This is a genomic window from Nocardioides sp. zg-1228, assembly GCF_017086465.1.
GTDB lineage: Bacteria > Actinomycetota > Actinomycetes > Propionibacteriales > Nocardioidaceae > Nocardioides.
Window position 1 is genome coordinate 4018072 of record NZ_CP070961.1, and the last position, 23188, is coordinate 4041259.

Sequence of the window (23188 nt, forward strand, 5' to 3'; positions counted from 1 at the left end):
GCCCGCCGCCCACCGTGAGGCACCGCCCGGTGGTGAAGCCGCCGACCTGCCGGCGCGACGCTCAGACGGTGTCCCGACGCACCAGCTCGGGCACGAAGACGACGCGACGCGGGGCGCCACGTCCACCCTGGCCGATGGCCTCCGTGAGGAGCCGGACCGCCTCGGTGACCATCTGGTCGATCGGGTTGCGCAGCGTGGTCAGGGGCGGCTGGGTGCGTTCGGCGACGCCGAGGTCGTCGTAGCCGACGATCGCGACGTCGTCCGGGACCCGGATGCCGCGGGCCTCGAGCTCGCGCATCGCGCCGAGTGCCATCAGGTCGGAGGCAGCGAAGATGCCGTCGATGTCGCCGTCGATGTCGAGGAGCTCGGCGCAGGCCTTGGTCCCGCTGTGCTCGGTGAAGTCGCCGTAGGCGACCCGGCTGCTGTCCAGGCCCGCGGCGTCCAGCTCCTGGCGCCAGCCCATGAGCCGGTCGTGGCCGGCGCGCATGTCGTGCGGTCCGGCGATCGCGGCGATCCTGCGCCGACCGCTCTCGACCAGGACCCGTGCGGCCTGGGCGGCGGCACCGGCGTTGTCGCTGTCGACGACGGAGACCCGGTCGGCGCCGACCCACGGGGTGCCGATGAACACGCACGGGAGCCCGAGGTCGGAGAGGTGCTCGGCGAGACGGTCGTCGCGGTGGTGGGACGCGACGATGGCGCCGTCGACGTAGCGCCCGCGCAGGTAGAGGAGCATCCGCGCCTCGTCGCCCGGCTGGGCGAGCAGGAGCACGAGCTGCAGGTCGTGCTCGCGCAGCGAGCGCGCCACGGCGTGCAGCATCCGCGCGAAGAACGGGTCGGAGAAGATGCGCTCGTCCGACTCGGGCAGGATCACCGCGACGGAGCCGGTCCGCTGCATGACGAGGGAGCGGGCGGCACCGTTCGGCGTGTAGCCGAGCTCCCGGACGGCGTCGAGGACCGCGGCCTGCGCCTTCGCGCTCACCTTGGACCTGCCGTTGATCGCACGCGACGCCGTCGCCTTGCTGACCCCCGCCAGCCTGGCCACATCGTCCAGCGTGGACGCGTGCGCCTTCCCCACCACGTGGGTCACGCTACTGGCAGGCCGTTCGCCACGGCCACCTCCGAGAACCACCGGGCGCTGTCCTTCGGCGTGCGCACCTGGGTGGCGTAGTCGACGTGGACGATGCCGAAGCGGTGGGCGAAGCCGTAGCTCCACTCGAAGTTGTCCATCAACGACCACACGAAGTAGCCGCGCACGTCGACGCCCGCGTCCACCGCGTCCAGCACCGCGTGCAGGTGCTGCTCGATGAACTGCTGCCGGCCGGTGTCGTGGATGGCACCGTCGACCACCACGTCGTCGGCCATCGCACCGTTCTCGGTGATGTAGATCGGCGGAGCGTCGTAGGTCCCCGCGAGCCGGACGAGGAGGCGCGTCAGCGCGTCCGGGTCGATCTCCCAGTCACGGTCGGTCGTCGGCCGGCCGGTGCGCGGGAACACGAAGCCACCACCGGGGTACGGCGACTCGCGGGGACGCGGGGAGTGCTGGATGCGGCTCCCGAGGAGCTCGTCCGGCTCGACGTCGCACGGCAGAGCCGCCGGGAGGTCGGGGTGGTAGTAGTTCACACCGAGGAAGTCGGTCGGCGCACTGATCAGCTCGAGGTCGCCGTCCTGGACGAAGTCCTCCCAGGGCCGGCCCCCGAAGAGCATCCCCGCGGTGTCACGGGACAGGTCGTCGGCGTACTTCCCGAGGAACAGCGGGTCGAGGAAGACCCGGTTGTGGAAGCCGTCGAGGCGCCGGGCCGCGTCGACGTCGTCGTCACGGGTCGGGTCGAAGGGATCGGCCACCGTCGGGTTGAGGGTGATGCCTACAGCCTTGCCGTTGTCGGGGGTTCCGCCGCGGCGGCGGAACTCGTCGACGAACAGGCCGTGCCCGACGAGCAGGTGGTGCGCGGCGACGACGCCGGCGACTCCCTCACGGCGTCCGGGCGCGTGGCCACCGCTGGTGTAGCCCATGAAGGCGGAGCACCAGGGCTCGTTGTGGGTCGTCCAGCTGTCGACGCGATCGCCCAGGACGTCGTGCACGGCCATCGCGTAGTCCAGGAAGCGGTGCGCCGTGTCGCGGTTGGTCCAGCCGCCGTCGTCCTCCAGCGCCTGCGGGAGGTCCCAGTGGTAGAGGGTGAGCCAGGGCGTGATCCCGGCCGCCAGCAGCTCGTCGGTGAGCCGGCTGTAGAAGTCCAGCCCGGCCCTGTTGACCGCGCCGCCGTCGGGGCACACCCGCGGCCAGGCGACGGAGAAGCGGTAGGACCCGAGGTCGAGCGCCTTCATCAGCGCGACGTCCTGCGGCATCCGGTCGTAGTGCTCGCAGGCCACGTCGCCGGTGTCGCCGTGGAGGATCGCACCGGGCACCCGGGTGAAGGTGTCCCAGATCGACGGGGTGCGCCCGTCGGCGGCCACGGCGCCCTCGATCTGGTAGGCCGCCGCAGCGGCCCCCCAGAGGAAGTCGGCGGGGAACGGTCGGATCGTCGTCATCCCTTGACGGCTCCTTGCATGATGCCGGCCACGAGCTGGCGGCCGGTCGCGATGAACAGAAGCAGCAGCGGGATCGTCGCGAGCAGGGTGCCGGCCTGGAGCAGCGCGATGTCGGCGATGCCTCCCGCGGGCGCGATCTTGAGCTGGTCGAGAGCGGTCTGGAGGGTCTGCACGTCGGAGCCCTGCAGGATCAGCAGCGGCCACATGAACTCGGTCCAGGTGTGCATGAACGTGAACAGGGCGAGGATGGCCATGGCCGGTCGGGCCGCGGGCACCGCGACGGTCCAGAAGGTGCGCATCTGCGTGCAGCCGTCCATCCGCGCTGCCTCGATGAGCTCGTCCGGGATCGCGTCGACGAGGTACTGGCGCATGAAGAACACGCCGAACGCGGTGACCAGGAAGGGCAGGACCACGGCGGTGCGGGTCCCTGCGAGCCCCAGGTTGCTGAACTCCTTGAGCAGCGGCACGAACGCGAGCTGGGTCGGCACCGCCAAGGTCGCGACGACGAAGCCCATGGCGAGGTTGGCGCCCCGGAACCGCAGCTTGGCGAGGGAGTAGCCGGCCAGGGTGGAGAAGAACACCACCGACGCCGCCGAGACGCTCGAGATGATCACCGAGTTGCCCAGCGCCGACCAGAAGTCGATCTGGTCGAAGACGCGCCGCGCGTTGTCGAGGAAGTGGCCGCCCGGGTAGAGCGGCGGCGGGCTCTGGATCGCGCGCTCCTTGGTCACCGAGCCGATGACGAACGACCAGTAGAGGGGGAAGGCCGAGCCCGCCACGAAGGCGGAGAGCAGGCCGTAGACGAGGAACCCGGGACGCCGGCTCATCGCTCGGCCCTCCTCTGCAGGTGGCGGGTGAGGAGGAACTGGAGCAGCGCGATGCCGATGATGAGCAGCACGATCAGCCACGTGGCCGCGGCGGCCCGCGGGTAGGGGTCGGTGCCGCTGTTGGAGGTGTTGAACACGTACATCGTCAGCGTCTGGTACTGGTAGTTCGCGCCGCCCTGGAACTGCAGGTTGGTGTCGAAGAGCCGGGGCTCGGTGAAGATCTGCATCCCGCCGATGGTCGCGGTGACGATGACGAAGAACATCGTCGGGCGGATCGACGGCAGCGTGACGTGGAGGAACTGCCGCACGCGGTTGGCGCCGTCGATCGCCGCCGCCTCGTAGATCTGGCGCGGGACCGCCTGCATCGCGGCGAGGATGATGAGCGTGTTGTAGCCGGTCCAGCGGTAGTTGACCATCGTGGCGATGGCCGTCCAGCTGGCGAAGCGGTCGGAGTGCCAGCTGACGCCGGGGAGGCCGACCGCGCGGATGACCTCGTTGACCAGACCGGACTTGTCGGCGAAGAGGCTGCCGAAGATCAGCGCGGTCGCGGCCGGGGCGACGACGAACGGCAGGAGGACGCTCATCCGCCACCAGGTCCGTCCCCGCAACGGCGTGTCCAGCATCCCGGCGATGACCGTGGCGATGACGACCTGCGGCACCGAGGAGAGCAGGAAGATGCCGATGGTGTTCCAGAAGGCCTTGTGGAACACCGGGTCCGTGAGCACGTGGGCGTAGTTGGCGAAGCCGACGCCGGCACCGTGGTCGGCCCCGTAGCGCGGCCAGGAGAAGAAGGAGAGATACCCCGAGTAGGCCATCGGGTAGACCCCGACGAGCAGGAACACCAGGAAGAACGGCAGGAAGTAGAGGTACGGCGAGATCCGGAAGTCCCACCGGGACAGCTTCTGGCGCCACGTCAGCGGCGTCGTCGGCGGACGGGCCCGCTCCTCCGACTCACCGGCCCTGAGCGCCTCGACGGTCGTCATCGGGCTGCTCCTCTCGTGGGTGGGGGGCCGGTGCCCCGGGCCGGGGAGGTCGTCGGGACCTCCCCGGCGGAGGCGTCCGTGCTGGACGGGGACATCGGTCAGGACAGGCTCTCGACGGCCTGCTCGAACGTCGCCCACGACTTGTCCGGCGAGGTGCCTTCGTCGACGCGCTGGATCGCGGTGAGGAAGAGGCCGAGGATGTCGGAGTACTTGTCACCCTTGTAGGGGTGGCCGGGCTCCACCGCGGCGGCCCGGTTGGCGAGGATCTGCGCGGTGGGGGCGTCGTTGAAGTAGGGGTCGGTGATGTTGTCCGCGGCGAGGGACTCCTGCGCCCCGATGTTGGCCGGGTAGTTGCCGGCGGCCTCGAAGGCGGCGAGCTGCTGCTCGGTGTCGGTCAGCCAGTTGGCGAGCTCCTTGGCCTCCTCCTGGTGCTCGGACTGCATCGGCACGGCGAGGTAGGACCCGCCCCAGTTGCCGCCGCCGCCCGGGAAGGCGTCGACGAAGTCCCAGCCCTCGACGTCCGGAGCGGCCGACTTCACGTTGGAGAACATCCAGCCGGGGCAGGGGATCGTGGCGAAGCCGTCGTTCGTGAAGCCGGCCTCCCAGTCCTCGTCCCACTGCACGACGCGCGGGGAGAGGGTGTCGACCTTGCTGGTGACGGTCTCCCAGACATTCTGCAGCTCGGGGTTGTTCACCTCGACCTCGTTGTCCTCGGTCTGGAAGGGGAACTCGGTCTGGTTGAGCATGGCCTGGGCGATCGCCCCGCTCGAGTCGAACCACTTCGTCCCGGGCAGCTCCTCGGTGAGCTGCTCGCCGGCGGCGAAGTAGCTGTCCCAGCTCTCGAAGACAGCCTTGACCTCCTCGCGGTCACTCGGCAGCCCGGCCTTCTCGAAGAGGTCGGCGCGGTAGCAGAAACCCTCGGGTCCCGCGTCGGTCGGGTAGGCGACCTGCTTGCCGTCGGCGGTCTGGCCGTTCTCGTACGCGTACTCCACCCAGCGGTCGTCGAGCGAGGGGTCGGTGAGGTCGGCGAACTGCTCGGAGGCGCCATCGGTGAGGAACTGCGGCATCGCGTCGCCCTCGATCGCGATGACGTCGGTCAGGCCGTCACCGGCCTGCAGGGCCTGGGTCATCGTCTGCTTCCACGGGTCCCAGTCGGCGATCTTGGTCATCTTGACCGAGAAGGGACGCTCGGGGTCGGCGTTCCACTGCTCGATGAGCGCGTCGTAGCCGAAGTCGCTGAACGTCGTGATGGTGAGGACGTCGTCCTTGCCGAGCGAGGCCTGGCTCGCGTCGGAGTCGCCTCCGCAGGCGGCCGTGGTGCCGGCCACGAGTGCCAGGGCGGCACCGACGGCGGCCTTTCGTCGAGTGGTGGAGTGGCGCATGGTCTGGTGCTCCTCGCGGTCGAGCCGATGGTGGAATCGGTTCCACCGTTGTTGCCGTGAAACTATGACCGCCATCACACACAGCGTCAAGGGCTGCGCGTGCACCAGCTGAGAACGCCGCCGGGGAGCGCGTGCAATCGGTTCCATTCACGGACCCCTCTCTCTAGGATTCGTGCGTACGCTCACCCCCGTCCCAGTTCCGGAGGAAGCCATCCGAGCCGCGCAGCTGACCGACGTCGTCACGCACCACGGAGAGGGCATCTGCTGGGACCCCGCCCTGTCGCGGCTGCGCCTGGTCGACGTCTCCGAGGGCGACCTCCTCACCCTCGACGGGGAGCGCCTCGAGTCACGCCTCGACGTGGGTGCTGTCGTGGGGGCGTGGCGTCCCCGCACGAACGGGGGCGTCGTGGTCGCGACGGACGACCGGTTCGTCCTGCTCGACCCCACGGGCGCCCTCGAGTGGACCTCGCCCTCGCTGTTCGGCCCCGGTCGCCGCATGAACGACGGAGGGTGCGATCGGCAGGGGCGGTTCTACTGCGGCTCGATGGACGTGCATGCGATGCCCGGACAGGGCACCCTGTGGAGGCTCGACCCGGACCGCACGGTCTCGCCGGCGATCACGGACCTGACGATCCCCAACGGGCTCGTGTGGTCCGTGGACGGGACCCGCGCCTTCCACGTCGACACCCCGCGGGGCTCGATCGACGTGCTGGAGCACGACGGCGACACCGGGGCCCTGGCGAACCGGCGACCGGTGGCGCACGTGTCCGGGGGGGACCCCGACGGCATGGCGCAGGATGCGCACGGGGGTCTCTGGGTCGCGTTGTGGGGCGGGTCCGCGGTGCACCGCTACTCCCTCGACGGCACGCTCACCGCGGTCGTCGAGGTGGATGCGGTCCAGGTGTCGTCGTGCGCCTTCGGCGGACCGGGCGACACACATCTCTACATCACCACGTCCCGACAGGGCCTGGGTGAGTCCGAGGACCCCGCGGCGGGTGCGGTGTTCTGCGTCGACGTGGCCGTCGAGGGAGCACCGGTCGCGGCGTTCAGCGCGTGAGGGGCCGTCGACGCAGTGCCCGGCACGGTGGTCGCGGCGCCGGGTGAGCCGTCGTGGCGGGGGCGCGGACAGCTACGGGTCCGAAGCACCCCGGGGCCGACCTCGACGATGCGTTGGGGAAGTCCGAGGTTTCTCCGACGATCCCCCTGGGTACACCCGTTCGGGGGTGCCCCACGGGAAAAGGGCGGACGCCGTGCAACCGATCCGTTGTGGCGTGCGTCTCTCCTGGCGAAGGGACCAGACACGCACGGGGGTCGTGTCTGGTCCCTTGTAGCCTTGCCGGGGTGACGACCCCCCTGACGCTGCGCCCGATCTCCGCGCTGCAGCACCGAGACCTGATCGCCAGCCGGTCGTCCGCGAGCTTCCTGCAGACCCCGGCCTGGGCGAGCGTGAAGGCCGAGTGGCGCGCCGAGTCGATCGGCTGGTTCCGCGGCGACGAGCTCGTCGGCGCGGGCCTGGTGCTCTACCGCCAGCTGCCGAAGGTCCGGCGCTACCTCGCCTACCTGCCCGAGGGCCCGGTGATCGACTGGTCGGGCGACGACCTCGCCGACTGGCTGGCGCCGATGGTCGCGCACCTCAGGCACCAGGGCGCCTTCGCGGTGCGGATGGGACCGCCGGTCCTCACCCGCCGCTGGTCGGCCGAGCAGGTCAAGGCGGGGATCGCCGACCCGGCGGTGCACCGCCTCGGCGACGTGCCTCCGCTCGAGCGCACCCAGCAGGGTGCCCGGGTGGTCGCCCAGCTCCACGAGCTCGGTTGGCAGCATCAGTCGGCGGCGGGCGGCTTCTCCGCCGGTCAGCCGCAGTTCAACTTCCAGGTCCCGCTGGTCGACGACGAGGGCCGCCCGCGCACCGAGGCCGACGTCCTCGCCGGGATGAACCAGCTGTGGCGGCGCAACATCAAGAAGGCCGACAAGGCGGGGGTCGAGGTGAGCCCGGGCCAGCGCACCGACCTCAAGGCGTTCCACGACCTCTACGTCCACACTGCCGAGCGCGACCACTTCACCCCGCGCCCGCTGTCCTACTTCGAGACGATGTACGACGCCCTGGCCGCCGAGGACCCCGGCCGGATCCAGGTCTGGCTGGCGCGCCACGACCACGACCTGGTCGCGGCGACCATCGGGATCCGGGTCGGCACCCACGCCTGGTACTCCTACGGCGCCTCGTCGACCGAGAAGCGCGAGGTCCGCGGCTCCAACGCCGTGCAGTGGGCGATGATGCGCGACGCGCTCGGCGCGGGCGCCCACGTCTACGACCTGCGCGGCATCACCGAGACCCTTGACGCCGACGACCCGCACCTCGGTCTGATCCAGTTCAAGGTCGGCACCGGTGGCCAGGCGGTCGAGCACGCCGGCGAGTGGGACCTGCCGCTCAACCGGGCGATCTACAAGGCCTTCCAGCTCTACCTGGCGCGCAGGGGGTGAGGCGCGGATGAGCCTGACCCTCACGGTGGACGGCGAGCGGTGGCGCTCGCACCTGCTCCGCACGGTCCGCGACCACCCGGGCATCGTCCCGGTCGCCAAGGGCAACGGCTACGGCCTCTCGCTCCCCCGCCTCGCCCGGCGCGCGCAGTGGCTGGCCGACCACGCCGACGAGACCGGCGCGCCGCTCGACACCCTCGCGGTCGGCACGTACGACGAGGTCGAGCCGGCGGCGAGCCGCTACTCCGGTGACCTCCTGGTGCTCACCCCCTGGCGCCCGTTCGGCGCGGCCCTCGACCTCGACGCCCGCACCGCCTCGCGCGTCGTGCACACCGTCAGCCGCCCCGACGACCTGGTGGCGCTGCGCGAGCGCGACCCCGGCGCCCGTTTCGTCCTGGAGCAGCTCACCTCGATGCTGCGCCACGGCATGACCCGCCGCGACCTCGCCACGGCGGCCGCGACGCTGGGCACGGCGCGCAGCGGGCTGCGCGGGGTGGCCATGCACCTGCCGCTCAACACCACCTCCCACCTCGGCGAGGTCAACCGCCTCATCAACGAGATCGTCGCGTCCGGGCTGCCGACCCGCACGGTCTTCGTCTCCCACCTCACGCGCGCCGAGCTCGCCGCCCTGGCCACCACCTATCCCGACTTCACCGTGCGCCCGCGCATCGGCACCGACCTCTGGCTCGGCGACCGTGGCGCCCTCTCGGTCACCGCCACGGTCCTCGACGTGCACGAGGTCGAGCGCGGCGACACCTTCGGCTACCGGGGCCGCAGCGCGCCCAAGCACGGCCACATCGTGGTGGTCAGCGGTGGCACCGCCCACGGCATCGGCCTCGAGGCCCCCACCGGCGACCAGTCGCTGAAGGCGCGGGCCGCGACGCTGGCCCGCGGCGGCCTCGACGCCGTCGGCTTCGTACGCTCGCCGTTCTCCATCGACGGCAAGCAGCGGCTGTTCGCCGAGCCGCCCCACATGCAGGCCTCGATGCTGTTCGTCCCCTCAGGGGCGCGCGTCCCCCACGTCGGTGAGGACATCGAGGTGCGGGTGCGCTTCACCGCGACCGACTTCGACCGCGTCGTCGTCGACTGACCCCGGCGGCCGCCAGCCGGCGTCGTCGTCCGGCCCGTCGACGGGCCCGGACGCGGCGTCACGCAGCACCGCACCGATGAGCCAGAGCAGACCGAGGACCCGCAGCAGCACCGCGACCCAGTAGGCACGGCCGTCGTCCGACACGGTCGGCTCCAGGGCCAGCCCGACGTACCAGCCCGTGATCACCCAGCTCACCAGGTGCAGCCCCTGCCACACCAGCAGGTCGCGCCAGCGGCGGACGGCCAGCGCGGCCAGCGGCAGCAGGAGCAGCGCCGACTCGGGCGGGGCCGACGGCGCCACCACCAGGCCGGCGGCCAGCAGCACCAGCCCGGCGCGCGCGGTCGTCATCGCCGTGGGCCGGCCGGCCCGGCGCACGAGCCACCACGCTGCGGCCGCCGCGAGCGCGAGGACGCCCACCTGGCCGAGCGTGCGGACCGTGGTCGAGGCGCCGATGCCCGTCTGGTCGAGCAGCAGCCAGATCGAGCCGATGTCGAGATCGGGCCCCGTCGCCCGGCCGGGCAGGGTGAGGACGACGTAGGCCGCACCCGCCGCGAGGAGCGCGTCGACCCGGTCGCGCAGCCGTCCTCCGACGGCGAGCACGCCCACCAACGCCAGCGCCACAGGGAGCGCGAACGCCGCCCCCACGCCGGCGCCGACCCCCGCCAGCCACGGACGCCCGGAGGTCCAGCCCCACAGCAGGACGGCGACGCCCACGGCTGCGACGAGCTCCCACGAGAGCCAGTGGACGAGCAGCACCGGGCCGAGCGCCCAGCCCGCGGCGGCCCACGGCCGCCGGCGGTCGACCCGCACGAGGAGCGCCGTCGCCAGCAGGGCCAGCGCGGCGAGGAGGACCGCCAGCCCCGCGGTGGTCGCGACGGTGCCCGAGCCGGGCAGCACCGCGGTGGCGCGCTCGACCCCGTCGGTGAGCCAGGCGGCCACCCGCGGCGGCGACCCGGCGTCGACCGACCTGCCGGCCAGGTCGGTCCAGCACAGCTCGGTGAGGGGCTGGTGCTCGTTGCCCCAGCCCGTGGGCACGCAGGCCGTCTTGGCCAGCATCCCGGCGGCGAGGGTGACCGCGGTGGCGCCGGCGAGCACCCGTGCGGCCGACCACCAGGGGTGGCCGGCGGCGTGCGCTCCCAGCGGACCGCCCGCGACCTCCGACATGGCCGCCGCGACCGGGTCGACGCGCGTCGGCGCCTCGACGGGCTCGGGCTGCTCGGGCTGGGCGCGGTCCACGGCCGGGGTCAGGGTCGGACGTCGGCCAACGGGGAGCAGGGCTGGAGGCGCCCGCTCGGCGGGGGGACGCCCGGCGTGGGCGGCGTCTCGGGTGGCAGCGTCGGGATCTCGGTCGGCAGCGTCGGTGTCTCCGTGGGCACCGGAGTCTCGGTCGGCAGCGGCGTCTCCGTCGGCGTCTCCGTCGGCGTCTCGGTGGGAGTCTCCGTGGGGGTCTCGCTCGGCTCGCTCGGCTCGAGGGTCGGCGACGGCGTGTTGGACGGCTGCGGCGTCGAGGAGGACGGCGGCGGCGGGGGCGGCGTGTACTCGTGGCCGTCCTCGGGCGCGTCGCCGTCGACGAAGACCGGCTCGGGGAAGTCCTCGACCTCCTTGCCCTCCATCACCCGCTGCATGATGTCGGTCCACGTCTTGGCGGGGTAGTTGCCGCCGAAGTAACCGGACTTGCCGTCCGAGCTGGTCGGCAGCCACAGGTCGGCCCCGTCGGGTCGCGGGACGTCGAGGCCCTCACGGCCCCGGCCGCGGACGTACATGACGGCGGTGGAGACCTGCGGCGTCATCCCGACGAACCACGAGGAGGAGACCTCCTCCTTGTCGTTGGTGGCGGTGCCGGTCTTGCCCGCGGCCGGGCGGCCCAGCGCGAGCGCCTCGGTGCCCGACCCGGACTCGACGACCTTCTGCAGCGCGTAGGTCACGTCGGCCGCGATGTCGGGGTCCACCGTCTCCTTGCTCCGCTCGCTGGCCTCGTAGAGCACCTCGCCGCTGCGGTCGACGACCTTCTGCACGACGTGGACCTCGTTGCGCACCCCGCCGTTGGCCAGGGTGGCGTAGGCGTTGGCCATGTTGATCGGGCTCACCTGCGCCGTGCCGAGGGTGACGCCGATGTTGTCCTGGAAGTCGATCGAGCTGCGCGGGATGCCCCAGCGCTGCGGCTCGTTGCCCGGGATGCCGAGGTCCTCGGCGGCCTGGATGACCTTCTGCGGGCCGCCGTCCATCGAGTCGACCATGTCGACGTAGGCGGTGTTGATCGAGTTCTCGGTCGCCTCGAGCATGGAGACCGCAGAGCCGTAGTCGGTGTCGCCCTGGTTGCCGAACTCGGTGCCGGCGATGTCGATCGGGCTGTTGCCCTCGAAGGTGTCGTTGAGGGAGTAGCCCTCGCGGATGGCTGCGACGTTGGTGGCGGCCTTCATCGTCGAGCCCGCCATGCCGCCGGCGACGGCCCAGTTGATCTGCGACTCGAGGTAGTCCTGGCCGCCGTAGAAGCCGAGCAGCTCGCCGGTGGCGGTGTCGACGGTGGCGGCACCGACGTGCAGGTCCTTGTTGCCCGCGGGGCCGGGCATCCCGGCGTCCGGGCGCTGCGCGGTCACGGCCTCCGCGACGTCGCTCATCACCTCGGGGTCGAACGTCGTGGTGATCCGCAGGCCGCCGCCGTCGATCTCGTCCTCGCTGGCGATGTTGCGGGCCAGCAGCTCCTGCTTGACCAGCGAGAGCATGTGGCCGCGCTGCCCGCCGTACTGGCTCTGGGCGGCGATCTTGGGGAACTTGGGCAGCCGCTTGACCGCCTTGTCGCGCTGCTCGGGGTCGATGGTGCCCATCTCGGCCATGCTGTCGAGCACGTAGGCGTAGCGGCCCTTGAGGTCCTGCCGCGCCTCCTTGCCGTTGGCGGGGTCGTACTTGGAGGGGTTGTTGAGCACCGTCGCCAGGACGGCTGACTGGCGCAGGTTGAGCTTGCTGGCCGGGCGGTCGAAGTAGGCCTCCGCCGCGGCCTCGATCCCGTAGGCGCCGCGACCGAAGTAGATGGTGTTGAGGTAGCCCTCGAGCACCTCCTCCTTGCTCAGCTGCTGCTGGATCTTGAGCGAGACGACGGCCTCGCGGATCTTGCGCTTGTAGCTCTGCTCGCTGGTCAGGTAGAGGATCTTGACGTACTGCTGGGTGATCGTGGAGGCGCCCTGTCGGGCGTTGCCGCGGGCGTTGGAGAAGAGCGCGCGGGCGATGCCCTTGGGGTCGAGGCCCTTGTCGGTCCAGAAGGTCTGGTTCTCCGCGGCGACGACGGCGTCCTGCATCGTCTCGGGCATCTGCGACAGCGGGATGGAGACCCGGTTCTGCTCCTCGTAGTAGGTGCCGAGCTCCTGCTCGCCGTCGCGGTAGTAGACGAAGGTGGTCTGGGACTCGAAGTCCTCGTTGGGCTCGGGGATGCTGATCGCCTGGTAGAGCACGACCACCACGCCGCCGAGGACGATGGCTCCGACCACACCGAGGACGGCGAGGACCTTGGCGATCCTGGCCGCTCGCTGCTTCCCCGTACGCCGCGGCTGGGGCCGCCGGGTCTGGGCCTTGCCGTCGGCCCTCCGCTTCTTCACACTCACGCGGCAAGGGTAAGGGGAACGCTCAGGGCATCCCGATTCGTCGCCAGCGGATATATCGGTACGATAGGTCACATGGCACGCCGCGGGGACACCATCGAGCTCGCAGTCCTCGGACTGCTGCACGAGGGACCCATGCACGGCTACGAGCTGCGCAAGCGGCTCAACCTGATGCTCGGCTGGGGGCGCGTGCTGTCCTACGGCTCGCTCTACCCCGCCCTCAAGAAGATGCTCCGCGCCAACCTCATCACCGAGGTGAGCACCACCACCACCACGACGAGCCGCCGCCCGCGCATCGTCTACGAGGTCACCCCGGCCGGCCACGAGCAGTTCCAGCGCCTGATGTCGGAGGTCGGACCCACGGCGTGGGAGGACGACAACTTCGACATCCGCTTCGCCTTCTTCTCCTCCACCGACATGGAGATCCGCCTGCGGGTCCTCGAGGGTCGCCGCTCGCGCCTGCAGGAGCGGCTGGCCCGCGTCCAGGACGAGCTGGCCCGCACCCAGGCCGAGGTCGACCGCTACGCCGGCGAGCTCCAGCGCCACGGCGTGGAGTCGGTGGAGCGCGAGGTCCGCTGGCTCTCCGACCTGATCCGCGCCGAGCGCGGCGACGAGGCCGGCGGCTCCGCGGCCGCCCAGGCGCTCAACCAGTCGGCGCGGCCCACCACCGAACCCCTGCACTGAGCACCTTCCCCCAGCACCTGCACCGAGCACCACAGCACGGCACAGCAGCACGACCAGCAGCACCGACCAGCAGCCGGGAACACCAGAAAGAGAAGGAGACCCCCATGGGTTCTGTACGAGTAGGGATCGTGGGAGTCGGCAACTGCGCCACGTCCCTCATCCAGGGCGTGGAGTACTACAAGGACGCTGACCCCACCGGGACCGTGCCGGGGCTCATGCACGTCGTCTTCGGTGACTACCACGTCAAGGACGTCGAGTTCGTCCTCGCCTTCGACGTCGACGACAAGAAGGTCGGCAAGGACCTCTCCGAGGCCATCGACGCCTCGGAGAACAACACGATCAAGATCTGCGACGTCCCCACGCTGGGTGTCGAGGTCAAGCGCGGCCCGACGATGGACGGTCTCGGCAAGTACTACCGCCAGACCATCGAGGAGTCGGCCGCCGAGCCGGTCGACGTCGTCCAGGCGCTCAAGGACGCCGAGGTCGACGTCCTGGTGTCCTACCTCCCGGTGGGCTCCGAGCAGGCCGACAAGTTCTACGCCCAGTGCGCGATCGACGCCGGCGTGGCCTTCGTCAACGCGCTGCCGGTCTTCATCGCCTCCGACCCCGAGTGGGCCAAGAAGTTCGAGGACGCGGGCGTCCCGATCGTCGGCGACGACATCAAGAGCCAGGTCGGCGCCACCATCACCCACCGCGTGATGGCCAAGCTGTTCGAGGACCGCGGCGTCGCGCTGGACCGCACCTACCAGCTCAACGTCGGCGGCAACATGGACTTCAAGAACATGCTCGAGCGCGAGCGCCTGGAGTCCAAGAAGGTCTCCAAGACCCAGGCCGTGACGTCCAACCTCAAGGGCGAGCTCGCCGACAAGATCAGCGACCGCAACGTCCACATCGGCCCGTCCGACTACGTCGCCTGGCTCGACGACCGCAAGTGGGCCTACGTCCGCCTCGAGGGCCGTGCCTTCGGTGACGCCCCGCTCAACCTCGAGTACAAGCTCGAGGTCTGGGACTCCCCCAACTCGGCCGGCATCATCATCGACGCGGTCCGCGCGGCGAAGATCGCCAAGGACCGTGGCATCGGCGGCCCGATCCTGCCGGCCTCGGCCTACCTGATGAAGTCCCCGCCGGTGCAGATGGCCGACGACCTCGGCCGCGCCGAGCTGGAGAAGTTCATCAGGGGCGAGTGACCCCGGCGTCCCCGGACGCCAGCACCACCCAGCACGACCCAGCACCACCAGCGGCCCCGCGGCCGGTCTCCGGACCCGCGGGGCCGCTGGCGTGTCCGCTGCGCCCGCGCCACGTCCGGCGCGCGGGGCATGTCGCTGCGGCGCGCGTCGGCGTACCGTGAAACGACACGGCACCGCACGGCACCGCACGGCGAGGGGCTTGCGCATGGGGGAGGGCGACCGACCCGCGGCCGCGGTGCCGGAGGCGTGGTGGGCGCTGCCCGACGACGACCTCCTCACCTCCCTCGGCAGCACCGACGCCGGCCTGGCCGCCGACGAGGCCGCGCGTCGGCTCGAGTCGGCCGGTCCCAACCGGCTCGCGCCCCCGCACCGGGTCTCCTGGCCCCTCGCCCTGGCCATGCAGTTCACCGAGCCGATCACCCTGATCCTGGTCGTCGCCAGCCTGATCTCCCTCGTGCTGCACGACGTCACCGACGCGGTGATCATCCTGACCATCGTCGGCCTCAGCGGCGTCCTCGGCTTCTGGCAGGAGCACCGGGCCTCGCTCACCGTCGCCCGGCTGCTCGCGCTGGTGCAGGTCCACGCCGACGTGCTCCGCGGTGGCGCCGAGGTCGAGGTGGCCCTCGAGCAGGTGGTGCCCGGCGACGTGGTGGTGCTGCACGCCGGCGACGTGGTGCCGGCCGACTGCCGGCTGCTGAGCGCCGACGCCCTCCAGGTCGACGAGTCCGCGCTGACCGGGGAGACCTTCCCCCGGCACAAGCGCCCCGGGGCGACGTCCGCCGACGCCTCGCCGGCCGACCGGCACGCAGTCCTGCTGCTCGGCTCCCACGTGGTCAGCGGCCGCGGCCTCGCGGTGGTGGTGGCGACCGGCGCCCGGACCGAGCTGGGCCGGTTGTCCGAGCGCCTGGAGCAGCAGCCCCCCGCGACCGGGTTCCAGCGAGGGATCCGTCAGTTCGGGCTGCTGCTCGCCCGGGTCACCGCCGGGCTGGCGCTGGTCATCCTGCTGCTCAACCTCGTGCTCGAGCGACCGTTCGTCGACTCACTGCTCTTCTCGCTCTCGCTCGCGGTCGGGCTGACCCCACAGATGCTCCCCGCGATCATCGCCGTCAGCCTGTCGGCCGGGGCGCGGCGGATGGCGCGCGATCGGGTCGTCGTACGCCGCCTCGACACCATCGAGGACTTCGGCGCGATGGACGTGCTCTGCACCGACAAGACGGGCACCCTCACGGTCGGGACGACCCGGCTGCACGCGGCGGTGGACGCCGACGGCGCGCCGAGCGACCTCGTGCTCGCCCTGGCGTCCCTCAACGCCGGGCTGCAGACCGGCTTCGTCAACCCCGTCGACGCGGCGATCGTGGAGCGGCGCCGCCCGGACCCGGACCACCGGGCGGTGGCGGAGCTGCCCTACGACTTCGAGCGCAAGCGCCTCGGCGTGCTGGTCGACGGCCCGACCGGGCGGCAGCTGGTGTGCAAGGGGGCGTACGCCTCCGTGGCCGACGCCTGCGCCGGCGTGGACCGCGCCGCGCTCGACGCCCGGTTCGCCGCGCTCAGCAGCCAGGGCTACCGGGTGCTCGGCCTGGCCCGGCGGCCGATGCCGGGGGCCGAGGACCTCCGCGCCGACGACGAGCGCGAGATGGAGTTCGTCGGCTTCCTGGCGTTCGCCGACCCGGCCAAGCCCGGTGCCGCCGACGCCCTGAGCGAGCTGCGGGAGGCCGGGATCAGCGTGCGGATGATCACCGGCGACAACCACCTCGCCGCCGCCCACATCGCCAGCCAGGTCGGGATGGACACCGCGACGGTGCTGACCGGCGACGACATCGACGCGCTGGACGACGCCCAGCTGGTCGGCCGGGTGCGCGACGTCGAGGTCTTCGCCGAGGTCGACCCGCTGCACAAGGAGCGGATCATCAAGGCTCTGCGCGACAGCGGGTCGGTGGTGGGCTACCTCGGCGACGGGATCAACGACGCGGCCGCGCTCCACCTCGCCGACGTCGGCATCTCGGTCGACACCGCGGTCGACGTGGCCAAGAGCGCCGCCTCGATCGTGCTGCTGGACAAGGACCTCGCGGTGCTCGGCCACGGCGTCCGCCTGGGGCGGCAGACCTTCGCCAACACCCTGAAGTACGTCTTCACCACCGTCAGCGCCAACTTCGGCAACGTCGCGAGCATGGTGATCGCCTCGGCGTTCCTACCCTTCCTGCCGCTGCTGCCGCGCCAGATCCTGCTGCTCAACTTCCTCTCCGACATCCCGAGCACCACCCTCGCCGTCGACCGCGTCGACCCCGAGCAGCTGGCCCGGCCCCAGCACTGGGACCTGCGCTTCGTGCGCGACTTCATGGTGGTCTTCGGACTGCTGAGCACCCTGTTCGACCTGCTGACCTTCGCGGTCCTGCTGCAGGTCTTCGACGCCGGCTCGACGCTGTTCCGCTCGGCGTGGTTCGTCGGGTCGACGCTGACCGAGCTGGCGGTGCTGATGGTGCTGCGCACCCGACGCGCCGCGTTCCGCAGCCGGCCGGGGCGCGCGCTCCTGCTCTCCTCGCTCGCCGTCGGGCTGCTGACCGTGGCCCTCCCGTTCGTGCCCGGCGTGTCGGAGGTGCTCGGCCTGGAGTCCCTGCCCATGGCCGTGGTCGGCGCGCTCCTGCTGATCACCCTCGGCTACGTCGTGGCGGCGGAGCAGCTCAAGCGCCACTTCTACCGCGCGGCGAACCGACCCCGGCCCGTGACCCCCCGCGGGCGGCACCAACGGTTGCTGCACGTCGTACGCGAGCACGGCGGGACCCGCGCGGGTGGGCGGTGACGGCGGTGCCCCGGCCGGAGGGGGCGTGGCGGGCGCGGACCCGAAGGGGGCGTGGCGCGTACTTGGTGGGGAAGTCTGACACCTGGAGGGGGTTGCAACCCCCTCCGAGTGACGGAGTCCCCGCTCGAGCGGGGACTCCGACAGGGGGACCCGACAGAGGCCGACAGGTCGGGACGAGCACGACGCCAGGCGCTACCCCTGGCGGGCGGCCCACCACGCGCGGAGGGCCGCCTCGGCGGCCTCGCGGGACATCGGGCCCTCGTCCATCCGCAGCTCGAGGAGGTGGCGGTAGGCCTCGCCGACCTCGCGGCCCGGGCCGATCCCGAGGACCTCCATGATCTGGTTACCGTCGAGGTCGGGCCGGATCGAGGCCAGCTCCTCCTCCTCCGAGAGCCGCGCGATGCGCTCCTCGAGCGAGTCGTACGTGCGCCGCAGCCGGTCGGCCTTGCGCTGGTTGCGGGTGGTGCAGTCGGCGCGGGTCAGGATGTGCAGCCGCTCGAGCTGGTCGCCGGCGTCGCGGACGTAGCGCCGCACGGCGCTGTCGGTCCACTCGCCCGAGCCGTAGCCGTGGAAGCGCAGGTGCAGCTCGACGAGGCGTGAGACGGCGTCGATGTCGTGGTTGGAGAAGCGCAGCGCCTGCATCCGCTTACGGGTCAGCTTGGCGCCCACCACGTCGTGGTGGTGGAAGGTCACCACGCCGCCGGGCTCGAAGCGCCGGGTGCGCGGCTTGCCGACGTCGTGCATCAGGGCCGCGAAGCGGGACACGAAGTCGGGGCCGCCGCCGAGGCGGTGCTCGAGCTCGATCGACTGCTCGAGCACGGTGAGGGTGTGCTCGTAGACGTCCTTGTGGCGGTGGTGCTCGTCGCGCTCGAGGGCCAGGGCCGGCAGCTCGGGCAGGACGTAGGACGCCAGGCCGGTGTCGACGAGGAGCGTGAGGCCGAGGCGGGGGTGCGGGGCGCACACCAGCTTGACCAGCTCGTCACGCACCCGCTCGGCGGAGATGATCTCGATCCGGCCCGCCATCGCGGTCATCGCCTCGACGACGTCGGGCGCGACGGTGAAGCCGAGCTGGGCGGAGAACCGCGCGGCGCGCATCATCCGCAGCGGGTCGTCGGAGAAGGAGTCCTCGGGGGCGCCGGGCGTGCGGAGCACGCGCTCGGCGAGGTCGACGATGCCGCCGAACGGGTCGACGAACTCACGGCTCGGCACCCGCACCGCCATCGAGTTGACGGTGAAGTCGCGCCGCCCGAGGTCGCCCTCGAGGGAGTCGCCGAAGTCGACGTCGGGCTTGCGGGAGGAGGCGTCGTAGCTCTCCGAGCGGTAGGTGGTGATCTCGACCTGCCACGGCCCCTTGCGGCAGCCGATCGTGCCGAAGTCGCGGCCCATGTCCCACACCGCGTCGGCCCAGCCCGACACGAGCCGCTCGGTCACGTCGGGGTGGGCGGAGGTGGTGAAGTCGAGGTCGTTCTGCAGCCGACCGATCATCGCGTCACGCACGGGACCGCCGACCAGCGCCAGCTCCTCGCCGGCGTCGGCGAACAGGGTGCCGAGCTCGTCGATGACCGACCCGATCCGGTCGAGCTCGTCACCGACCCGTCGCTGGATCTCGACGATCGTGAGGGGCTGCAGTGCGACGTCGGACACGACAGGCCAGTCTACGTGCCGGGCCGACGGGGCCGAGCAACTAGCATCGGGGCGTGCCCCGCCCGTCGTCGTTCCGTGCTGCCCTGGCGGGCCTCCTGACCGTCGGCATCGCCGGCGCCGGGCTCACCGCACCCGCTCCGGCGGCCCCCGCGGCCCTGTCGGACCCCCTCGTCGTGCACATCGACACCATCAGTCCGGTGCTGCCCCGTCGCGGTGACGTGGAGATCTCCGGCACCGTCACCAACGTCAGCGACGACACCTTCACCCGGGTCAACCTGCACGCGTTCTCCTCCGAGCTACCCATCCTCGACGCGGCCAACCTCGCCGCCTCGGCCACCATCGACGCGACCGAGTACGTCGGCGAGCGGGTGACGGTGCCCGGCACGTTCGACACCATCGAGGAGCTCCCGCCCGGAGCCACCGCCGAGTTCAGCGACTCCATCCCCGTGGAGCTCCTGGCCACCTCCGGAGAGCCCGGCGTCTACTGGATCGGCATCCACGCCCTCGGCGACGGGGCGGTGCCGCGCGACCTCGTCGCCGACGGCCGCGCCCGTACGTTCATCCCCCGCCTGCCCACCGGCGACAGGGTGCAGGAGGCGGCGGTGATCCTGCCGATCCGCAGCCGCGTCTGGTTCGCCGAGGACGGCTCCGTCGCCGGCACCGAGCGGTGGGCCCGCCGCCTCGCCGAGGGCGGCAGTCTCGACGGCGTGCTCGACATGGCCGAGTCGGCCGGCACCACGCCCCACAGCTGGCTGGTCGACCCCGCCGTGCTGCTCGCCCTCGCCCGCCTGGCGGCGGGCAACCCCCCGCGAGACCTCGCCCCCGACCCCACCGTGCCCGGCCAGGAGCCGACACCGGTCGAGCCCGACGGGGAGGAGACCACCGACCCCGCGGGCGAGACGGGGAGCCCGACCGACGCGGCGCCCACGGACGAGCCGACCGAGGGCGAGGCCGCGCTGGCCGCCGCCGCCGCGGCGTGGCTGGATCGCTTCCGGGGACTGGTTGCCCCGACCCCGGTGCTGACCCTTCCCTACGGCGACATCGACGTCTCGGCGGCGGTCCGCCACGACCGCACCCGCCTCGACCAGGCCGTCGCCCGTGCGGGCGCCGTCATGTCCGAGCTCGGGATCCCCTCCCAGCCCACGGTGGCGCCCGACAACGACGTGCTCAGCCCCGAGGCCCTCGCCGCGGTCACCGCGGGCACGGTCGTCCTGCTGGGCGACAACGCCTTCGAGATCCCACCGACCAGCCCGACCTCGGTCGTGCGGCTCCTGGGCCACGAGGTGGTCGTCACCAGCACCGGCGCCGAGGCGGGCGGCCCGGGCCCCACCCCCGCCAACGACCCCCTCGCGCTGCGGCAGCGCCTGATCAGCGAGGCGGCCCTCCGGCTGGACTCCGACGACACCGGGCCCCTGGTCGTCACCCTGCCGACGGTGTGGCGTGGCGAGGACGCGGCGTCGTTCTTCACCGACCTCGAGCAACGCTGGCTCGAGGTGGTGCCGGTCGACGAGATCGCGAGCCGCCCCGCCAAGGGTGTGCCGGCCGCCAGCCTGACCTACACCGAGGAGGACCTCGCCGCCGAGATCGGCGGCTCCGTCTTCGCCGCCGTCTCCCGGGCCACCGCGGCCGCCACCCTGCTCGAGCAGGTGCTCGTCCCCGTGACGACCATCGAGGCGACGGTGCTCGACGAGGTGCTCGTGTCGCTCTCCCAGCAGCACGGCGAGCAGCAGGGGATGGCGCGCACCGCGGCCAACCGGATCGAGGAGTCCCTGCAGGCCGACCTGGGCAGGATCGGGATCGAGGCACCGCCCGCGGTGACCCTCTCCGGCGACTCCGGCCCGCTCGGCGTCACCCTCGTCAACGGCCTCGACCAGCCGGTCGAGGTGCGGGTGCAGGTGCGCACCGACGGCGCGCTGACGCTCAGCGGCGGCGGCGTACGACGCCTCGGTCCCGGGGCGCGCAGCGTGGTGCGCTTCGAGGCCACCACGAGCCGCGCCGGTGTGCACAAGGTCCACCTGGCGGTCACCAGCCTCGAGGGCGTACCGCTCGGCGCGTCCGACGAGCTCCCCATCCGCGCGGCCCGGGTGAGCGCGCTCATCTGGATCGTCATGGCCCTCGGCGGCCTCGTGCTGTTCGGGATGGTCGGCTATCGGCTGCCGGGCCAGATCCGGGCGCGGCGCGCGCAGCTCGCGGCAGACCAAGCCGCAGACCAGGCAGCCGAGCGCGAGCAGGCCGACGCCGACGACCCACCCGACGAGCCCGACGACCAGCGGGACGAGCCCGCGCCGCAGTCCCCCGTCGGGGAGCGTTCGTGAGCGACCAGCGGGTCCTGGCCAACTCGGCCGTGATGGCGGCCGGCACGATCTTCTCCCGCGCGTCCGGATTCATCCGGAGCGCGCTGCTGGTGGCCGCGCTCGGCGCGGGGCTGCGCGGCGACCTGTTCACCATCGCCAACACCCTGCCCAACATGGTCTACATCCTGCTGGCCGGCGGCATCTTCAACGCCGTGCTGGTGCCGCAGCTGGTCCGGCGGATCACCGACGACCCCGACGGCGGCGACGCCTACGCCAGCCGGGTGATCACCCTCTCGGCGCTCTTCCTCGGCTCCGTCACGGTGCTGCTGGTCGTGCTCGCACCCCAGCTGCTGCGCCTCTACCTCGACGGTCGCCTCCTCGCCCCCGACCGGGTCGCGCACCTGGAGTCGATCGTCGACCTGACCCGATGGTGCCTGCCGCAGGTCTTCTTCTACGGCATGTACGTCCTAGTGGGCCAGGTGCTCAACGCCCGCGGTCGCTTCGGCCCGATGATGTGGGCGCCCATCGCCAACAACCTCATCTCCGTGGTGATGCTGCTGGTCTACCTCGTGGTCTGGGGATCGGTCGGCGACGGCCCCGAGCAGTACGCGCCGCTCGGCACCGACCAGGAGGTGCTGCTCGGCCTCGGCTCGACGCTGGGCATCGTGGCCCAGTTCGTGGTGCTCGTGCCCTACCTCCGGGCGTCGGGCTTCACCTACCGCCCGCGCTTCGACTTCCGCGACCCCGAGCTGCGCCACACCCTGTCGCTCGGCATCTGGACGGTCCTGTTCGTCATCGTCACCCAGGCGGCCTACCTCGTCGTGGTCAGGCTGGCCTCCGGCGGCACGGCCGGGGGCGGCGACGGCACCGGCTACACCGTCTACAGCAGCAGCCTGCTGATCATGATGGTGCCGCACTCGATCATCACCGTGTCGCTCGCCACCGCGATCCTGCCCCAGCTCTCCGTGCACGCCCACGACGGCCGGCTGCGTGACCTCGGCAGCACCGTCGGCTCGACGCTGCGCACCGCGCTCGCGCTCGTGCTCCCCTTCGCGGTCATCCTGCCGGTCGTCGCCGGCGACGTGGCCGGCTTCGCGTTCGGGTGGGGCGGCGGCGCCGACACCGCCGCCAGCTTCGCCCCGACCCTCGCCCTCTTCGGTCCGGCGCTGGTGTTCTTCACCATCCACTACTTCATGCTGCGCGGCTTCTACGCCATGGAGATGACGCGGCTGGTCTTCTTCATCCAGGTCGCGGTGTCGGCCACCAACGTCCTGGTCGCCACCGTGCTGGTGCCCTCGCGCCCGGCCGAGGAGACGGCGCCGATGCTCGTCGTCGCCTACCTGGCGTCGTACGTCGTGGGCGCGGTGGTGAGCTTCACCCTGCTCCGGCGCACGGTGGGCGGGCTCGAGACGCCCCAGCTGCTCCGGTTCCTGGTGCGGATGGCCGTGGTGCTCGCCTTCGCGGGCGCGACGGCGTGGCTGGTCGGGCTCGCCCTGGCCGACCTCGGTGAGCGTCCCGGGCCCCTGGTCGGGCTGGTCCGGGGCGGGGCCAGCGCGCTGGCCGGGTTCGTGGTCGTGCTCGGCGGCGCCCGGTTGCTGCGCATCCGCGAGGTGACAACCGTGCTGGACACCGTCGCGGCGCGCCTCCGGCGCGGGTGAGACTGCCTAGAGTGGACCCGCAACCGGACGTGTGAGGAGAGGTGGGGT

At 72.0% G+C, this 23188-nt stretch carries 16 protein-coding genes; 8 read left to right on the top strand and 8 right to left on the bottom strand.

Going from position 1 to position 23188, the window contains the following annotated elements; translation table 11 throughout:
• Positions 1-61: 61 nt before the first annotated feature.
• The 5 genes from JX575_RS19365 to JX575_RS19385 form a co-directional block, all read right to left on the bottom strand.
• Positions 62-1078 (bottom strand): LacI family DNA-binding transcriptional regulator, encoded by a 1017-nt coding sequence (locus JX575_RS19365; RefSeq protein WP_241005265.1) that lies wholly within the window; start codon positions 1076-1078, stop codon positions 62-64.
• A gap of 5 nt (positions 1079-1083) precedes the next feature.
• Positions 1084-2526, bottom strand: a complete 1443-nt coding sequence (locus tag JX575_RS19370; protein WP_186339662.1) for a family 1 glycosylhydrolase — start codon at positions 2524-2526, stop codon at positions 1084-1086.
• Positions 2523-3353 (bottom strand): carbohydrate ABC transporter permease, encoded by an 831-nt coding sequence (locus JX575_RS19375; protein ID WP_186339663.1) that lies wholly within the window; start codon positions 3351-3353, stop codon positions 2523-2525. Before JX575_RS19375 ends, JX575_RS19370 begins: the two co-directional genes overlap by 4 nt.
• Positions 3350-4336 (bottom strand): sugar ABC transporter permease, encoded by a 987-nt coding sequence (locus tag JX575_RS19380; protein WP_186339664.1) that lies wholly within the window; start codon positions 4334-4336, stop codon positions 3350-3352. The genes JX575_RS19375 and JX575_RS19380 overlap by 4 nt, the downstream gene beginning before the upstream one ends.
• A gap of 98 nt (positions 4337-4434) precedes the next feature.
• Positions 4435-5718, bottom strand: coding sequence for an extracellular solute-binding protein (locus JX575_RS19385; RefSeq protein WP_186339665.1), 1284 nt, complete (start codon positions 5716-5718; stop codon positions 4435-4437).
• 172 nt (positions 5719-5890) lie between these two features.
• Between JX575_RS19385 and JX575_RS19390 the strand changes: the two genes are divergently transcribed.
• The 3 genes from JX575_RS19390 to JX575_RS19400 all read left to right on the top strand — a co-directional run bounded on the left by JX575_RS19390 (position 5891) and on the right by JX575_RS19400 (position 9283).
• The gene (locus tag JX575_RS19390) at positions 5891-6775 is read left to right on the top strand and encodes an SMP-30/gluconolactonase/LRE family protein (protein ID WP_241005266.1); all 885 of its coding nucleotides are present in this window, start codon (positions 5891-5893) and stop codon (positions 6773-6775) included.
• Between the two features lie 284 nt (positions 6776-7059).
• Positions 7060-8196: a peptidoglycan bridge formation glycyltransferase FemA/FemB family protein gene (locus JX575_RS19395; protein ID WP_241005267.1), complete on the top strand. Its 1137-nt coding sequence runs from the start codon at positions 7060-7062 to the stop codon at positions 8194-8196.
• A 7-nt stretch (positions 8197-8203) separates the two neighbouring features.
• Positions 8204-9283 carry an alanine racemase gene (locus tag JX575_RS19400; protein WP_186339666.1) on the top strand — a complete coding sequence of 360 codons (1080 nt, stop codon included), beginning with the start codon at positions 8204-8206 and terminating at the stop codon, positions 9281-9283.
• Here the strand turns inward: JX575_RS19400 and JX575_RS19405 are convergent.
• On the bottom strand, positions 9194-10519 hold the full coding sequence (locus JX575_RS19405; protein ID WP_186339667.1) for a hypothetical protein: 1326 nt from the start codon (positions 10517-10519) through the stop codon (positions 9194-9196). The two genes, JX575_RS19400 and JX575_RS19405, sit on opposite strands and share 90 nt — an antisense overlap.
• Positions 10520-10527: 8 nt before the next feature.
• Positions 10528-12879: a transglycosylase domain-containing protein gene (locus JX575_RS19410; RefSeq protein WP_186339668.1), complete on the bottom strand. Its 2352-nt coding sequence runs from the start codon at positions 12877-12879 to the stop codon at positions 10528-10530.
• 72 nt (positions 12880-12951) lie between these two features.
• Here JX575_RS19410 and JX575_RS19415 point away from each other — a divergent pair, with 72 nt between their 5' ends.
• From JX575_RS19415 to mgtA, 3 genes are all read left to right on the top strand, one after another.
• A complete protein-coding gene (locus JX575_RS19415) occupies positions 12952-13560 on the top strand; it encodes a PadR family transcriptional regulator (RefSeq protein ID WP_186339669.1) in 609 nt (202 codons plus the stop codon).
• 104 nt (positions 13561-13664) lie between these two features.
• A complete protein-coding gene (locus JX575_RS19420) occupies positions 13665-14747 on the top strand; it encodes an inositol-3-phosphate synthase (protein WP_186339670.1) in 1083 nt (360 codons plus the stop codon).
• A 205-nt stretch (positions 14748-14952) separates the two neighbouring features.
• Positions 14953-17544: a magnesium-translocating P-type ATPase gene (gene mgtA / locus JX575_RS19425; protein WP_186339671.1), complete on the top strand. Its 2592-nt coding sequence runs from the start codon at positions 14953-14955 to the stop codon at positions 17542-17544.
• Positions 17545-17736: 192 nt separating this feature from the next.
• Here the strand turns inward: mgtA and JX575_RS19430 are convergent, their stop codons facing one another.
• Positions 17737-19188 carry a CCA tRNA nucleotidyltransferase gene (locus tag JX575_RS19430; protein ID WP_186339672.1) on the bottom strand — a complete coding sequence of 484 codons (1452 nt, stop codon included), beginning with the start codon at positions 19186-19188 and terminating at the stop codon, positions 17737-17739.
• Positions 19189-19241: 53 nt separating this feature from the next.
• On the opposite strand from JX575_RS19430, the gene JX575_RS19435 reads away from it, so the two are divergent.
• Positions 19242-21503 (top strand): DUF6049 family protein, encoded by a 2262-nt coding sequence (locus JX575_RS19435; RefSeq protein WP_186339673.1) that lies wholly within the window; start codon positions 19242-19244, stop codon positions 21501-21503.
• Entirely contained in the window at positions 21500-23140 is a 1641-nt protein-coding gene (gene murJ, locus JX575_RS19440) for a murein biosynthesis integral membrane protein MurJ (protein ID WP_241005268.1), read from the top strand. Before JX575_RS19435 ends, murJ begins: the two co-directional genes overlap by 4 nt.
• Positions 23141-23188 lie beyond the last annotated feature (48 nt).

Excerpts from the sequence above, each read along its gene's own strand:
- JX575_RS19380 (WP_186339664.1), bottom strand. The coding sequence starts at position 4,336 with ATGACGACCGTCGAGGCGCTCAGGGCCGGTGAGTCGGAGGAGCGGGCC.
- JX575_RS19370 (WP_186339662.1), bottom strand. The coding sequence starts at position 2,526 with ATGACGACGATCCGACCGTTCCCCGCCGACTTCCTCTGGGGGGCCGCT.
- JX575_RS19385 (WP_186339665.1), bottom strand. The coding sequence starts at position 5,718 with ATGCGCCACTCCACCACTCGACGAAAGGCCGCCGTCGGTGCCGCCCTG.
- JX575_RS19420 (WP_186339670.1), top strand. The coding sequence starts at position 13,665 with ATGGGTTCTGTACGAGTAGGGATCGTGGGAGTCGGCAACTGCGCCACG.
- JX575_RS19375 (WP_186339663.1), bottom strand. The coding sequence starts at position 3,353 with ATGAGCCGGCGTCCCGGGTTCCTCGTCTACGGCCTGCTCTCCGCCTTC.
- JX575_RS19415 (WP_186339669.1), top strand. The coding sequence starts at position 12,952 with ATGGCACGCCGCGGGGACACCATCGAGCTCGCAGTCCTCGGACTGCTG.
- mgtA (WP_186339671.1), top strand. The coding sequence starts at position 14,953 with ATGGGGGAGGGCGACCGACCCGCGGCCGCGGTGCCGGAGGCGTGGTGG.
- JX575_RS19400 (WP_186339666.1), top strand. The coding sequence starts at position 8,204 with ATGAGCCTGACCCTCACGGTGGACGGCGAGCGGTGGCGCTCGCACCTG.